Source organism: Bradyrhizobium valentinum (assembly GCF_001440405.1).
Lineage (GTDB): Bacteria > Pseudomonadota > Alphaproteobacteria > Rhizobiales > Xanthobacteraceae > Bradyrhizobium > Bradyrhizobium valentinum.
Genome location: NZ_LLXX01000187.1, coordinates 1 through 14,275, shown reverse-complemented (window position 1 = coordinate 14,275; position 14,275 = coordinate 1). Strand labels below are relative to the sequence as shown.

The 14,275-nt window shown below is 59.7% G+C and carries 11 protein-coding genes and 3 pseudogenes; 3 read left to right on the top strand and 11 right to left on the bottom strand.

Going from position 1 to position 14,275, the window contains the following annotated elements:
* Positions 1 to 59 precede the first annotated feature (59 nt).
* The 4 genes and pseudogenes from CP49_RS33785 to CP49_RS49515 form a co-directional block, all read right to left on the bottom strand.
* Positions 60 to 2,300, bottom strand: a complete 2,241-nt coding sequence (locus CP49_RS33785) for a hypothetical protein (protein ID WP_057854453.1) — start codon at positions 2,298 to 2,300, stop codon at positions 60 to 62.
* Positions 2,301 to 2,942: 642 nt separating this feature from the next.
* Positions 2,943 to 3,514, bottom strand: a pseudogene (locus CP49_RS33780) (IS66 family transposase); the annotation flags it as partial.
* Positions 3,515 to 3,627: 113 nt separating this feature from the next.
* The gene (tnpB, locus tag CP49_RS43755; RefSeq protein WP_420807670.1) at positions 3,628 to 3,906 is read right to left on the bottom strand and encodes an IS66 family insertion sequence element accessory protein TnpB; all 279 of its coding nucleotides are present in this window, start codon (positions 3,904 to 3,906) and stop codon (positions 3,628 to 3,630) included.
* Positions 3,907 to 4,069: 163 nt separating this feature from the next.
* Positions 4,070 to 4,285, bottom strand: a complete 216-nt coding sequence (locus CP49_RS49515; protein WP_420807672.1) for a transposase — start codon at positions 4,283 to 4,285, stop codon at positions 4,070 to 4,072.
* A 261-nt stretch (positions 4,286 to 4,546) separates the two neighbouring features.
* Between CP49_RS49515 and CP49_RS46430 the strand changes: the two are divergent.
* Positions 4,547 to 4,745 (top strand): annotated as a pseudogene (locus CP49_RS46430) (IS5/IS1182 family transposase); the annotation flags it as partial.
* 951 nt (positions 4,746 to 5,696) lie between these two features.
* On the opposite strand, the gene CP49_RS33775 reads toward CP49_RS46430, so the two are convergent.
* From CP49_RS33775 to CP49_RS33755, 5 genes and pseudogenes are all read right to left on the bottom strand, one after another.
* Positions 5,697 to 6,524 carry a citryl-CoA lyase gene (locus CP49_RS33775; protein WP_057854451.1) on the bottom strand — a complete coding sequence of 276 codons (828 nt, stop codon included), beginning with the start codon at positions 6,522 to 6,524 and terminating at the stop codon, positions 5,697 to 5,699.
* A 64-nt stretch (positions 6,525 to 6,588) separates the two neighbouring features.
* Positions 6,589 to 7,848 carry a CaiB/BaiF CoA transferase family protein gene (locus tag CP49_RS33770; RefSeq protein ID WP_057854450.1) on the bottom strand — a complete coding sequence of 420 codons (1,260 nt, stop codon included), beginning with the start codon at positions 7,846 to 7,848 and terminating at the stop codon, positions 6,589 to 6,591.
* Positions 7,739 to 8,926, bottom strand: a complete 1,188-nt coding sequence (locus tag CP49_RS33765; protein WP_245310997.1) for an ABC transporter substrate-binding protein — start codon at positions 8,924 to 8,926, stop codon at positions 7,739 to 7,741. The genes CP49_RS33770 and CP49_RS33765 overlap by 110 nt, the downstream gene beginning before the upstream one ends.
* A 2-nt stretch (positions 8,927 to 8,928) precedes the next feature.
* Positions 8,929 to 9,699: an ABC transporter permease gene (locus tag CP49_RS33760; RefSeq protein ID WP_057854449.1), complete on the bottom strand. Its 771-nt coding sequence runs from the start codon at positions 9,697 to 9,699 to the stop codon at positions 8,929 to 8,931.
* Positions 9,683 to 10,434: pseudogene (locus tag CP49_RS33755) on the bottom strand (ABC transporter ATP-binding protein). The gene CP49_RS33760 and the pseudogene CP49_RS33755 overlap by 17 nt, the downstream one beginning before the upstream one ends.
* 192 nt (positions 10,435 to 10,626) lie before the next feature.
* Between CP49_RS33755 and CP49_RS33750 the strand changes: the two are divergent.
* The gene (locus CP49_RS33750; RefSeq protein WP_057854448.1) at positions 10,627 to 11,316 is read left to right on the top strand and encodes an IclR family transcriptional regulator; all 690 of its coding nucleotides are present in this window, start codon (positions 10,627 to 10,629) and stop codon (positions 11,314 to 11,316) included.
* A 622-nt stretch (positions 11,317 to 11,938) separates the two neighbouring features.
* On the opposite strand, the gene CP49_RS33740 is transcribed toward CP49_RS33750, so the two are convergent.
* Positions 11,939 to 12,307: a hypothetical protein gene (locus CP49_RS33740; RefSeq protein ID WP_063791819.1), complete on the bottom strand. Its 369-nt coding sequence runs from the start codon at positions 12,305 to 12,307 to the stop codon at positions 11,939 to 11,941.
* 374 nt (positions 12,308 to 12,681) lie between these two features.
* The gene (locus CP49_RS43735; protein WP_082646380.1) at positions 12,682 to 12,861 is read right to left on the bottom strand and encodes a hypothetical protein; all 180 of its coding nucleotides are present in this window, start codon (positions 12,859 to 12,861) and stop codon (positions 12,682 to 12,684) included.
* A 1,076-nt stretch (positions 12,862 to 13,937) separates the two neighbouring features.
* On the opposite strand from CP49_RS43735, the gene CP49_RS33735 reads away from it, so the two are divergent.
* Positions 13,938 to 14,141: a MerR family transcriptional regulator gene (locus CP49_RS33735; RefSeq protein ID WP_057854446.1), complete on the top strand. Its 204-nt coding sequence runs from the start codon at positions 13,938 to 13,940 to the stop codon at positions 14,139 to 14,141.
* The last annotated feature ends 134 nt before the right edge of the window (positions 14,142 to 14,275 follow it).

The following is a 14,275-nucleotide window of genomic DNA, read 5'->3' as shown; positions in this document are numbered from 1 at the left end:
ATAACGGTCTGCTTAATGGCGTCACCACAGCGACGCTCTGGCGCGAGACACTCAGGTAACTACATCCCGAGGCGCGCGAACTGCATCGACGCGTGCTCCGCCTCGGGAAGGGGGTACCACGGGGCAATGCTCAACAACGACTTACAGAACGCAGGCGTGAGCTTGCCACGGTGAATCACAACGTTCTCGTGCCCCGTCGCAGCTTGGGCGCTCTGCCAATGCCGATTGTAGCCACGCTGTTCATTGGACTTCACGTGGCAAGCGGCGAAGTCGGCGTCACCCAGCGACGCCAACTGCCACGCATGTACCGGCCGCTTCGTATGGATGTGCACCCACATCGGGCTTGGCATCGCACCACTACGCAGCGCCTTGGGCTGCAGCTTGATCTCGAACAGCGTCCCTGGCTCGCCCTTCAAGGCGCGCGGTGGATCCACAGACGCCAGTTCCTCGGCCGCCCGCAACTGTTCAAGGTACTTCTGCGACGGAAAGGCGTAGGTCTTCATGCAATCGATCGTGATCGCCGCCTTTCGCGCGTTCAATGAGTTTGTCTGTCCCTGAACCTCGGACAACATCGCCTTAAGCCGGACTATTTTTTCGTGCACTTCGGGCACTTGCGCAGGCGTGAGTAGGCCACGTCGGCGAGGCTCCTCCAGCGCGGCTACACAGGGCTCAATCTCGGCGGCCTGCGTCTGCAGGCGCCTAACGACGAGATCCACGACGTGGTCGGCGTCCTCGGGCTTCATCTGGCGCGCTTGCGAGACGGCGCTTTGCTGAGCCGGCAGATCGAACTGCAGCAGCTCGTCCAATCGCTTGAGTAATCCCGTCAGTGCGTTCCTGGAGGGCGGAGCCTGCCACATCTCCAGGTGCCCGGTCGCCGATGATGAAGCCCTCGCGCGTGCCTCCTCTGCACTTGCGAGTTTCTTCGTACCCAGATCCGAGAGTACGATAACCTTGGCTGTCGGGGCCGTGGCAGCGTCGGGCCTGGCGAGCTGCGGCTCGCGCAGCCCGGCAGTTGAACTCCTCTCGCCTGCGGCCGGTGCGCGCTTGCCTTTCCCCTTCCTGCGCGCCGCGTGGCCCTTAGCCAATAAGACGGTATTTTCCGGTATCGCAGCCTGGGCAGGCGGTTCAATCAGGACTGGCCTCTTTGGCTGCACTGCCAAAAGTCGCGTGACTTCGTGCGCGGTGACCCATGCACCTTCCACGATCTGGTTCAACAGTTCCAATGGAAGGTCGGCATCCGTTCCGGCATCCCTTAGCCTGGCAACGATGCCGTTCACCCCTGACGCAAATTCCGAAAGCCGCTCCATGACTCCTTCCAGAACGGTGCAGTGCTCTGCGTCGAGTGCCGCTCCATTGCTGTTTAGAACCGCGTCGGCCGTCGAGAGGAATGCCGGAAAAACATCCTCGATGAAGGTCCCGAGCAGACGCACTCGCCCGTTCTCACCCATGAGGATTTCCCTCACGGCTGGTCCGAACGTGCTCGCCTGCGGCACAATCATGAGCTGCGCGAGAGCGATCCGCGATTGCAGATACATGCACTTCGTATTAAGTGCCCAGCCGGTATGCAGCCGTAGTGCGGCCTCTTCGGCCTTCCGCATCTCGGGCGTAGTGCTTGGCAAGTTGGCAGTGGCCGCGCAGACGGACTGCATCCGTTCCGAGCGCAATGCCTTCTTTCCCCACCACTCCATGCAGGGCAGGTGGTGCTTCGCCACGCTGGAAACCGCTCGGCTCAGCTGGCCGGGCGGCGCGTTGGATTGGCGCATCTGGTCGAGCACGGCTGCTGCTTTCTTCCTGCTCGCCTCCAAGTCGTGGATAGTCCAGGTGGCCACGGCGTTGCATTCGTCCGCCGCATCAAGCGTCTCGTCGCGGAGTCGGCGAGCCTGCTTGTCGGACAGAATGCTACGTGCCATATCTCGGGGCAGGCCCGCGTAGTAGTCCAGAACTGCTGAGCCTGCCTTGACGACTTGATCGATCAGCTCTTGCGCCTCCGACGGGTTCCGGGCTCGCGTGGCAACATCACGACAAGCATCAAGGTCCTCAAGCAGGCTGCGCATTTTTCGCTTTGCTACCTTGTTCTGGTCGCCTCTTGGGGCTGCCACACCCGAAGTTGGTGGCTGGCTCACGAGCGGCGCCGTTCTATCTTGAGGCCCGGAGCGCATCCGCTCCACGACGGAGTCGAATGATTGCCTGCCTTGCCCGAGGGCGGGACCGGGCTCCGGGCTCAAACTGCTCGATCCCCACGTGCTGTCGGCTCCTGCAGCCCCAACGTGCGATTTGCCAGGTCGGTCAATGCCCGTCATATTCCATCTCCGATATGGGCGAGAATGCGCAGCCTTGATAGACAGGCTGGCTGACGAGTAGCTGACGAAGGGCGTTTTTCCGGATGCACAAGAAAACCCAGGTACCGTCGGTTGCAATTCCATGGGGTCTGGCGTGCTGCTGGAGGCAGCGGGGATGACCGCGTCATATAGGATAGTCAGCTGCAGTGCATCACCGCGACCTGGTGCTGCCTCGCCGTGACCGCCATAAGGATCCGCGCTGTCAGGCTGCGACAGAATCGGCCGTGACGGCGATCCTTGAGACTCCGCCCTATGCCGGCTGCTTTGTCTATAGGGACTTGGCAAAGACCATCCCGAATACCGGAGCGCCGCCACGAGAATGCTCGCGTCCTGAAACGGACTGGTGGATTGTGGTGAGGCAAAAATAGCCGGCGAATATCGATTGGCAGACCTTCGGCTGCCGCACGTCCTGTTCTCCGGGAAGGAGATGCGAGTCCGAAGAGCTTACTGATCCAGCGGTGATGCACCAATCCTGACCAGACGCAGAACGTCGGTCAAAACAACATTTCTTGCCCCACGTCCGAATTCGAGCAGAACCGATGTTGCGCAGCTCTTTTCCAAAGTACAATCTTGCCGAAGCTGCCGCCCATCCCAGCCCAGTCAGAAGCGGCGCGGGATCGCCTCCAATGTCCTGGTTACATCCTCGCCCAGCTTCGACAACCGCGCCCCGCCACAGCAGGCGCAGGTGGTCGGGGGTATAGAGCGGCAATCTGGGTGCGAAGAGCGCGACAACCCGATTGACGCACTTCCACACTGTTTGCCGCGCGGCCCGGGGGGATCGATGACGACGCGCTCGCGTTCGATGTCATCCGGCCAGGCCTTGCGTACCGACCGCTTGCGCGTGAACGCGCACACGGTTTGGGTTTTCGCCGCCGCGGCCCGAGCTGCAAGCTCATCCTCGGTCGCCGACATTACCAGATCTTTCAACTGCTCGATCAGCCGCGCCGTGCGTTCGGAGCGCGACCCATGCAACTCGCGTTTCAGCTTTTCGATCCTGAGCTGCAGATGAGCGATCAGCGCTTCGGTGTCGGACAGCTTTGCCTTCGCGCTGGCGGGCTTCAGCCACGGCCGCATCACGCTCAGCCTCGACCCTTTTGCCGCGCTTCACGCTCGACCAGCAGCGCCGCCTGGGCTCTCGCGAGGTCCGAAGGAAGATCATCCGACTTCGAATTCATGAAGCGAGTGAATCAGATTGGCTGGCAAGTTCAATCACAAAATGCTTATTCAACTCGCGTTGGACGCCACGTTCCTTGAGGATTGCGTCAGTCGATTCCAGACAAGAGATAGCTCAATTGCGCCGGAGAGATCGCCACTGCTTCCCCTGCAACCGAAGGCGAGATGAACCTTCCTCTCTCAAGTCTTTTTGTAAACAGGCATGCCCCCTGGCCATCATGCCAAATACCTTCAAAAGATCGCCGCGTTTTCCCCTGAAGCAAAAAAGATTTCCGCCAAGAGGATCTTGCTTGAGCACTTCCTGCACGCGGAGAGCCAAACTCGGAAAGCAGCACCGCATGTCGGTGTAGCCGGTCGCTAGCCACACACGAACGCCCGTCGGAATCGGGATCATCGTCCCTCCAGTACTCTTAAGACCCGCGATAGAGCGGCGATGTCGACATCCACTCCAACGATCAGACGAACACCGCTGCCGAGCACGATCTCCATCCGTCCAACAACCTGCTCGCAGCGAGCGGCGTCACGGCTCCCATCGCTTCTCGTTGGATCCGGCTCAATCAGAGCCGCAATAAACCCGTGTTCGCCATCTTTGGGTTAAGCGCTCCAAGAGCGCCTTGTCGCGCCATGCGTCGCCATCCGAACAGTTGGCCAGGAAAAAGTCCGTGGCGGCGAGCAACGACAGTAACAGGATCGCCACAGCAATAACTCTCCTCCACAATCCGCTGCTTCGCTTCAATACTGAACCGCCGCCGTCCTGTGTCGACAACCTCCATAACTTTCGCATTATTGGCAGTGGATATGGTGTCCATACTGCCTGTAATCACGCAATAGCCAACCTCTGCAAGGCGGCCGCCCTCGGATGCGTACCTACCGACGTGCTGCTAGCTGAATATTTCCCACCTCTCGCGTGCGATCTCGCGAATGGGCCGCCGAAGGTGCTCTCCCGCGATTCGCCCCCCATGTGCTGCGGACTCTTGAGGATTCCCTTGAGGCGGCAAATCAGATCCAAGGCCGGTTTTTCGGGAGGCAGTCTCGGTGTGTGGGCCGTCATTCCCAACAACCCGTCACCGGCGCTCAAATATCCGCTCGAAGCATCCAATGCCGAGGAACATCTTGTGGAATGCTGCTTGCAAGCTCAAGCAGTTCCGACGCGTAGCAACCCACTTCGAAAAAACTGCCCGAAGCTATTGCGCCTTCGCAACTCTCGCAGCCATCATGCTATGGATGCGATAAGTGTCCACACGACCTTGGCCGGAATGGCAGCAAGTTACATCAACGCGACGTCTGTGCCGCGATCACCCACTGAACCTTTGGCGGGCAGCAAGCAGCGGCTCTCCGGCTTGAGCCAGATGCGTCAGTGCGACCACGAGGTGTTACGGATATTGGTGACCAGTGGCCAGTTGCGCGGCGATGGCGGTCTGCCAAGGCGTATCAGCATCATCTCGCGTCCTGTATCTGTGTTGCCGATAACCGAGCGCCGGGGAGTCCGGCAAAAAGCCCGGCATCGGCGGGTCGATACAGCGGTTGATCACGCGTCGCCCCGTGCTCTCCTTCGATAAAAACAACTGATCGAAATGACGATAAGATGCAGCTTGCCGAAGCTGCCGCTTTTTTGAGCGTGGCTTTACAAGGCACCAACTCTGCGATCAATACCGAACGTACCGAACCGGTTGCTAATTCTGTGATAAACAAAGCGCCATCTTGACCCAATGGCAACGCTCGTACACGTCGAGCCAGCGCAGGACTGATGCGGAGCGATGCACTCGCCATCCGATGCCAGGACGAAGACGTGGCCCAGCTATGCATGAGCTACGAACAGCGTCTGGCGTCCATTGCCAGCACGTCCGGACCGCTCGTCCCGAAGAATGAGCTAAACCTGCCGATCTTACGGCACACCCCAGACGTTGTCGGACGCGAGAATGCGGCCAGGCCATTCCGCCAACCGTTATTGACGATCAAGGACCAGGAGCCACCGGGTGCAAGCCTGAAGATGCGGCCAAGGAAATGTCGATCAAATAGAGATTTCCCTACGCGTCGAACGACGGCCCTCGATGAAGCAGTCAGCCGGCTTGCCTCCACGGTTGACGTCCGCCCAATCCGAGCGGACTCCGGGCCGGCGCAATTTGGCGGGCATGGCCGAAAAGACGCGCGTTTCGATGAACTGCGGCGGTCCCTCAAGGTACATCATGGCGCTTCCTTTAGGCTGCGCCTTGGCTGCCCCTGGTATTTGTAGGCGAACTGCTTGGGCATCGGTCCTTTATTGCGGTCCTTGCGTCCGGTCTGCTCCCATGCATGCGCCAGGATGCCTACTGCGCGTGACAAGCAGAAGATGCCGCGGGCTAGGGGTGCAGCAAAGCCCAGCTCCCCATAGATGACTGCAGTGGCTCCATCGATGTTCATAGGGATGAGCTTGCCGTTGCGCTCGCGCATGACGCGCTCGCTCGCGCGTGCAGCGCTGGCATAGCGACCCGTGACGGCACCATCACTGATCGCGGCATCGACTAGCGCGAGCAGCGGTTCAGCGCGCGGGTCGACGGGATGAAACCGGTGACCGAAGCCCGGCAGATATTTGCCGCGCGTGGCGGTGAAATGGTCAATCGCCTCAGCGGCAGCCTCATCGAGGTCCTTAGTCTCGCTGCGTCGCAGGACCTCGTCATAGAGCTCGATCGCCTGCTCCCCCGCTCCGCCATGCACGTCGTCGAGCGTGTTGATCGCCGATGCCATCGCGCCGTTGAGCGGCAGCCCACAACTGACAGCCATCTGCGCGATGGCGATGGAAGGTGCATGCGGGCCGTGATCCACCGATGCAACCAGCGCAGCCTGTAATAGCCGCTCCTGCGCCGGTGTGGGTAGCTCGCCGCGCAGCATCAACCAGATCATCGCGGGGAAGGAGATATGACCAATCAATTCGTCGATCGTGTATCCGCGGTAGGTGATCCGCCCGGGGGCAATGTCGCATATGGAGGTCCGCCACCAATGGGCGGCCTGCTCTCGCAGCTCCGTTTCGCTCATTCTGTTTTCCAATCTCGTCAGCCTATGTCCGGCCGAGGCTTGCTTGCGCGCAACTCCCTGCCCGTCACGCTCCATCCGTCGCCGGGCGGACCCGTGGAAAATGCGCTCCTCCTTGATGTGGCGTTCCGGCGGCACCGCTTGCGATAAGGTGCTTAATTTCCGGACAGGTATAACCGAGCCGAGCCAGCCATCGCTCCGTGTCCGCACCGAGCGACGGGGGAGGCGCCGGGACAGGAAACACCTCATCCAGCAGAAAACCAGGGCGCGTAACGCGTAATGGCAGTTCGCCAGCCCTATCGAGCGGCAGCATCTCGACAAAGCCGCGCTCCAGCAACTGCGGCTCGCGCAAAACTTGCGGAACGGTCAGCACGCAGCCGGCAGGAACGCCGGCGGCGTTCAACAGCGCCTCCCACTCCTCTGCAGGCCTGCAGCTCAGGGCTGCGTTCAACTCATCGCTAAGCACCCCGCGGTTCAATTTACGTGCTTCGCGCTTTGCGAAGCGCGGATCCGTCTTCAGATCCGGCCGGCCGATCAGATCGCAAAGGGTCCGGTACTGCTTCTGCTCGTTTGCGGCTATATTCAGCGGGCCGGTCGCGGTGCGGAACGTGCCGGAGGGTGCGGCCGTGAAATTCTCGTTCCCCATCGGCTGCGGCTCGACTCCGCCGTTCAGGTGATTGGAAACCACCCATCCCATGGCCGCGATTGTCGCCTCGAGCAGCGACACGTCGATGAAGCGGCCCCTGCCCGTTTGCTGCTGCTCGACGAGCGCGGCGGCGATGGCAAAGGCGGCCGTTAGCCCGGCGATGGTGTCGGAGATCGGGAAGCCGGTCCGCAGCGGAGCCGTGGCTGCATCACCGGTAACACTCATCGCGCCGGAAAGGCCCTGGACGATCTGGTCGTAGGCCGGGCGGGCGGACCAAGGACCGTTTTGCCCAAAGCCTGAGATCGCACAATAGATGAGGCGTGGGTTGCGCTTGCACAACGCGTCGAAACCGAGACCAAGCCGCTCCATGACCTTGGGCCGGAAGTTTTCGAGAAGGACGTCGGCCTCGGACGCCAGCCTGAAAAACACTTCCCTTCCCGCTTCAGACTTCAGATCGAGCGCCACCGACTGCTTACCGGCGTTGACGCCGACGAAGGAGAGGCCCTGAAGGCGCTCTGCCCTTTGCGGATCGGCGCCAAGGCGCCGCGCGAGATCGCCTCCATTGGGGTTTTCAACTTTGATAACCTCCGCGCCGAGGCGCGCTAGGTGGTAGCCGCAGAACGGACCTGCCAATACGTTCGACAGGTCGAGGACACGGATGCCGGTGAGCGGCAGGGACATCTGACGAAACCTCCTTTGCCGTATCTTCGGCCGCTGCGGTTGTTATTTCAGTTGCTGGACCGCACGCTCGGCGAAGCGATTGGTGAAGGTTTGCTGAGGTCGATGTTGGCCGCGGCGATCCTGGGTCGAAATCGCTCAACACAGCCAGCGCTATCTTGGCCGCCTCGGCGTCCATCAGGCCGGTCTGGGAAAACAGTGCCGTCGACGCCTTCAGGACGTCGATGTTCACCTCGCGATTGTCGGTCTTGTACCCGGCCGGGACCGCGTCAACGAGCTGTTCCGTTGATACCGAGTTGATCCAGCGGTGGGTCTTCAGCAGGGCATTGACCAGGCGCTGCACGGCTTCGGGATTTTTGTCGATGAACGATTGCTGGAGGTAGAGACAGGCGGTCGGATAGATCCCGTTAAAGGCGGTCTTGGAGCCTTCGACCGTGCGCGCATCGAACAGCGGCTTGGCCGCATTCTTCCTCGAGAGCAGCGTCGCAACGGGATCGAAATAGACCAGCGCGTCGATGTTCTTGGCTTCGAGCACAACCATGCCCGGCGTGCCGCTGCCGACTGCGATGATCTTGACGTCGCGCGGCCCCAATCCTGACTTCTTGATGTAATAGCGTGCCATTGTGTCCGTCGAGGAACCAGGAGCCGTGATGCCGAGCTTCAGGCCCTTGAGGTCGGCGCCGCTCCTCACCTTGTCGGCGAGATCGCTGCGCCCGAGAAGAACGCCGGGTATGTCGTTGAGCAGAAAGACGCAGGAGATCTCCTTGCCCTGCGCCTGCATCTGGATCGTGTGATCATAGAACCCCACGACGCCGTCCACCGAGCCACCAATCAGAGCCTGCAGCGCCTTGGAGCCGCCGGCCTGGAAATTCTCGACAGTGACGTCGAGCCCTTCTTCTTTGAAGTTACCGAGCTTTACGCCCAATTCGAGAGGCATGTAATTGAGAATCTGGGAGCCGACGGCGATCTTCAGTGTCGCCCTTTCCGGTTCGCCGGCGTCAGCCGATAAGAGGCAGAGGCCAACGGCCGCAACACCAAAGATCAATCGGAAAAAAATGCGCATATACTTGGCCAAGCACATGTTCAAGCCTCATGAAGCGGCGCTGGCCGCCAGACCAACAACCTCTTTTCGGCACGATCGACGAGCGCGTCAAGTGCGACCACGAATGCGGACAGCACAATGATTCCGGCGAACACGCCGGTCGCATCGAGCACCCCTTCGGCCTGCGCGATCAGGTGCCCCAACCCGGCGGATGAGCAGAGATATTCCGCAACCACGGCGCCCATGACCGCCATGCCGACGGACACTCGCAGGCTCGACAGGATCCAGGTGTTGGCAGAGGGCAGATAGACGTGGCGCAACAGCGAGGATTTCGAATCGCGCAGCAGTCGCGTGCTCGCCAGGACGACCGGATTGACCTCGCGCACGCCTTGGAAAGTGTTGAAGAACGCAACGAACAGCACGAGGGTCACGCCGAGCGCAACGCTCGAGGTCAGCCCCAGACCGAACCAGATAACGGAGATCGGCCCCAGCAGGATACGCGGGATCGCGTTGAACATGGTGAAGCGCTGAACGACATCAGCGGCAAACGGGCTTAATCCCAGCCAGATCCCAAGCGCAGTGCCGATCGCAATCCCGACCACGAATGATGGGATCGTCTCGACCAGCGTCATGCCAACATCGCCCCAGAAATCCGCGGTCGACGTCCAGTTCCTTATCCTGCCGACCAGGGTCGACGGCGCCGCAAAGAAAAAGGCGTCGATGAGGCCTAATCGCACCCCCAGCTCCCAGATCAGGACAAGAGCGAGAACGATCGCGACTTGCGTGACAACGACCTTATTTCTGCGCGGCATAGCTCCTCTCCACTTCAGCGCCCAAGCAGCGACCAGATTTCGCGATAGAGCGCGACGAACTCGTCCGTGGTCCGCAGCGCGCAGACGTCCCGGGGACGAGGCAGCGTGATCCTGACCTCGCCGACCATCCGGCTGGCAGGGCCTGCGGACATCCCGACGACGCGGGTCGGCCAGCGTGATCGCCTCGTCAAGATGATGGGTGATGAAGATCAAGGAGCGGCGCTTGGCCTGCCAGCGATCGGGCAGGATGCGGTGCGTCAGCCGGCGCGTGTGAACGTCCAGCGTCGAGAAGGGCTCGTCCATCAGAACGATTCTCGGCTCCATGATGAGCGTCTGCGCCATCGCCGCGCGCTTGCGTTGCCCGCCTGATAGCTGATGCGGATAACGCTGCTCAAATCCCGTCAGGCCGACTTTGGCGAGCCACGGCCGAACCTCGGCGCGCGCCTCCTCGAGTGACTTGCCCTGAAAGACGAGCCCGAGCCCAACGTTGTCGTGCGCGGTCTTCCACGGCAGTAGGCCCTCCTGTTGGAGCATGTATCCGGACTGATCATTCAGTCCCGTGAGCAGCTTGCCGAAGATCTGAACGTCTCCCGACGCGGGTTTTGAGAGACCTGTGACAGTGTTCAGGATGATGGACTTGCCGCAACCAGTTGGTCCCATGACCGCAACGAACTCCGCGTCGCCTACTTGGAGGTTCACGCTTTTGACTGCGATGAATGCGCCGAAGCGGATCATTACCTCGCGCAAGTCAACGGCCAGCGTTGGCTGCCCCTCGCGCTTCAGAACTCGTTCTGTTATATGCAATCCATAGTCATGTGCGTGAGAAGAGTCAATCTATTCTGCCCTACAGAACCGTCTACTGCCTTTCATAGTGGACTTTGACGTCTTAATCTGGCAGTGATTCTATTCTCCAGAACTGGAGCAGAGATGAGCAAGACAGGAGTTGACGCGGTCAGGAGAGCGCTCGCGATCCTGAAAAGTTTCAACGCGGAGCGGTCTGCGATGACGCTGACGCAGATTGCGGAGATGACGGACCTCTACAAGAGCACAGTACTCCGATTGGCGTCTTCGTTGGAGGCTGATGGCTTTCTCGTCCGCGGCGCGGACCGGTTGTTTCGACCGGGACCGGAGTTGTGGCGTCTTGGGGCGCTCTATCAGCGCGGTCTGGATCTTGGCGAAGTCATCCGGCCATCGCTTCGTCGCCTGGTTGAGGCAACGGGGGAAACTGCATCCTTCTATGTTGCAGATGGCGACGAACGCATCTGTCTTTACCGCGTCAATTCTCCACGTTCAGCTCGACATCATCTCGAAGAAGGCCAGCGATTGCCGATTGATCGCGGCGCCGCCGGGCGAATTCTTACTGCATACCGCGAGCCAACGAACGTAGAAGGGAAGAAGATCCGCGATAAAGGCTTTTATGTTTCGATCGGAGAGCGGGATCCGGAGGTCGCCGCGGCGGCCGTCCCGTTGATGGACGTACACGGCAAACTGAGGGGCGCCCTTTCGGTATCAGCGATCAGGACGCGCTTCGATACCGACGCCCGCAAGTCGGCAATCGATGCTCTCAAATCGGAAGCCAAGGCCTTAGCGGGGTTGCTGCCTGCGAGCGAATGCTGATCATTGAGGGCGTCCGCTTTGCGCCATTTGTAAAGAAGTCGACGCGGCTTCGGCAAAGGCTGGCAGTGTCTTATGGCGCAGCATGAGGCAATCAGGCAGTTCCCGACTGTTCAGAGGCAGAGCAGCCACGTTGAACGATCGAGTACAGAGATGATGACGCGAACGACATTCACATTCGATTCGATGCGCCCGCCATGCTTCGCAAATGGCCCTCCATAAACAAAAAGCGCCTTGCAGACAGAAGCACCTATCTGCTGGCGGAAGGCACGCTGGACGACTGCATACGAGAGTTTATGACCAAGCCTGAGGCCACACGTCATCTTTACGAAATCCACACAGCGCCACAGCCTCCGCTCGTAACGGAAGTCTTGTCAGCCGATCACATCACGGAGCTCGCCAGATTCCGAAGTTTCCTCTGATCGGGATGTTCCTGTCGGCACTTCTGGATCAGGCGAAGGTCAGCCTCAAAATCGATGTTCGGGTGACACGCAGCGCGCAACGCACGCCGAATGAATTAGTCTCAGATCCAAGGACAACAATTCCGCTTCGCCCTCGAAAGCAGAGCTGAGCGTAGGTGCCGCTTTCGTCCTTGAGACCGGCTGGAGCATAGGCTCTTACTCAATCAGAAGCGATCATGCAGCTGCCGGCTGCGCGTTTTGTCGCCGGCCGTCTCAGCCACGAACTGTCCCGGTCCTCGCGGCGGGCCCTCGGGCTGCCGTCGCCCCATCGCCATGATGGCGGTGCCCATCGCGCTGGAGCTGAGGGTGATGATGAAGCCGAACAGGAGCAGCCCGAGCGCGATGCCGGGGGTGTTATCGGCCAGGATGAGGTCTCGTATGTTGCCGGGATTGAGCAGCATGAGGCCACCGACCAGAAGCACCGCCAGCGACACGCCCGCGGCAAAGTTGATCGCGAGCAGCCGGAACAGCGGCGCTTCGAAAACAAGGGACCTGGGCGGCGCCGGCGCCTCTTCCTGCATGTCGTCCTCCATCGCAAGAAAGCTCTCGCATTTTTCGACCGATCGACCGCCGGCTCGGCTGGTGAAAGAATCCGCTCGCGGCATTCACACCATGCGACAATAAGCATCAGGCGGCCGACCGCCACCTCGCCGTCCTCGAAATTGCTCCCCGAACGTCGGCCACCACACGCCGCGCGACGTGGGCACGTCTTCGTTCTAGAGCGGCACGTCGAAGGTGACACTTGGATGGCGTATGATGCGAACTCAGGTGGGCGCTCAACAAGAATCCACGCCCGCTCACTACGAGGCTAAACCACGTCAATCCGCACGCGGCGTGACCGCCAACTGCTCAGATTCAGCGATGCGGAAATGGGCGACAGGCCGCACTCCGGCCCGTCGCCTGTAAGTTAAGCGCGCGTTGATAATGAAACTCCTAGCTTTGCTGCCATCACAGTGGTGGCACCGGGAGTTCGCATTAGCGCCTTTGCGATCTTGGCGGCGCCTGACTTTGCTTTTGCCATCGTCTTCATTTTTCGGACATCGTCTTTTGTCCACGCGCGGCGAACTACTTTCTTTGCTTTTGCCATTCTTTCTCCGAATCGGATTGGGGCAGAGCCGGGCTTCTATCATGACAGTCTGCGTTGGCGACAATGAACAAGCTTCTATTGCGAGAATGTGAATGCGACTTCGCCGGCTGACAGCTAAATATGTGATCTGGATTACTGTTGTCGGTCGCAAAAACGGGCATGTACCTCTTATTTCAAGGGGACCAGCATGGACGACCGATTTTACATGGATAGAGCGCGCCTCGTGGCGCTTGCGGACGAGGCAGAAACCCCTTGATTAAGAAAGGGTTGCGAACAATTACGACGGCATCACCAGAGCGCAGACAACGCGCGGTCACGCGAAAAAGAAGCCAGCGCAAAGTTCTAATGTCGAGAGTCGGGACGCAGATTAGCTGACCCTACTGGGGATCCTTTACTGTAGTGTTTTAGGGGCATCGAGCGGCGGGTCGGAAATTATTCATATCCGCAGAATGGGCGCTCGACCTGCCTCAACAACTGGCAAGACTTCAGGCAGCATGTATCCAGACTTGGCGCCGCGGGCGAATTCTCCGCCCGCGAACCACCACGCGCAATTTTTTGGCCATCTCGCCGCCATCACATTATCACTTCACGTGATCCAACAGCAGCCAGCGAGAGCAACCGTTGGCCTGTCCAGCCCCGTCATGGCCAAACTTGGGCGAGCTAAAGCAACAAAGGCGACGGCTTGATACACGTTCAGCAAAATCGGTCACACCAAAAAAGTGATGCGAACATCCAGTCACCGGAAAATGATCGCTGTGTTCTTCTCCGATCTCACCGGCTCACAATGATCCTCGGCTCTTTCAGCTGTCCCATAATACTCGAAGCTTTCTTAGCTTTCACTGGAGAGAGGAGCGAACGCCATGATTGAATGAATCGACGCAGAGCTTTCTTCCCTGCCACTCGTTTTTTATCTTGCGGTCACCAACCTGGTATCGAGATCCAAACTCACAAAGGCGGATGTCAGGGCGCGCGCCGTTCCGAAGGACGCCGCGGCTAGCTGCACGAGACCGCCGATTCTGATTCAATAGCGGCGGCGGAGAAGGATGAACAGCCGAGCACAGGAGGGATCGATAGCGATGACGGATGACCCCCGCCAGAAGCGGAACCTGATTACGTTGAAAAAGGCGTTGGAGCGGGGCGGTTTCCGCCGGACCAAGGCCTACAAGCTGATCAAGAAGGGAAAGATCGTCGCCTACAAAATGGAGGGCCAGACCATGGTCGACGCCGATTCCATCGACGCCTATCATATGACCCTCCCTCGCATTGAGCCGAGTAAATGAAGAGAGGCGCTCTAGCTAGTTTCTGTCGCGAAAGACATTTCGCCCCTTAAAATAAGGGCTATTTCGCGATTTTCGAGCACGTTTTTTCTTGCGGCGTACATGTGCATGGTATCACATTCTTCATATGAAGCATG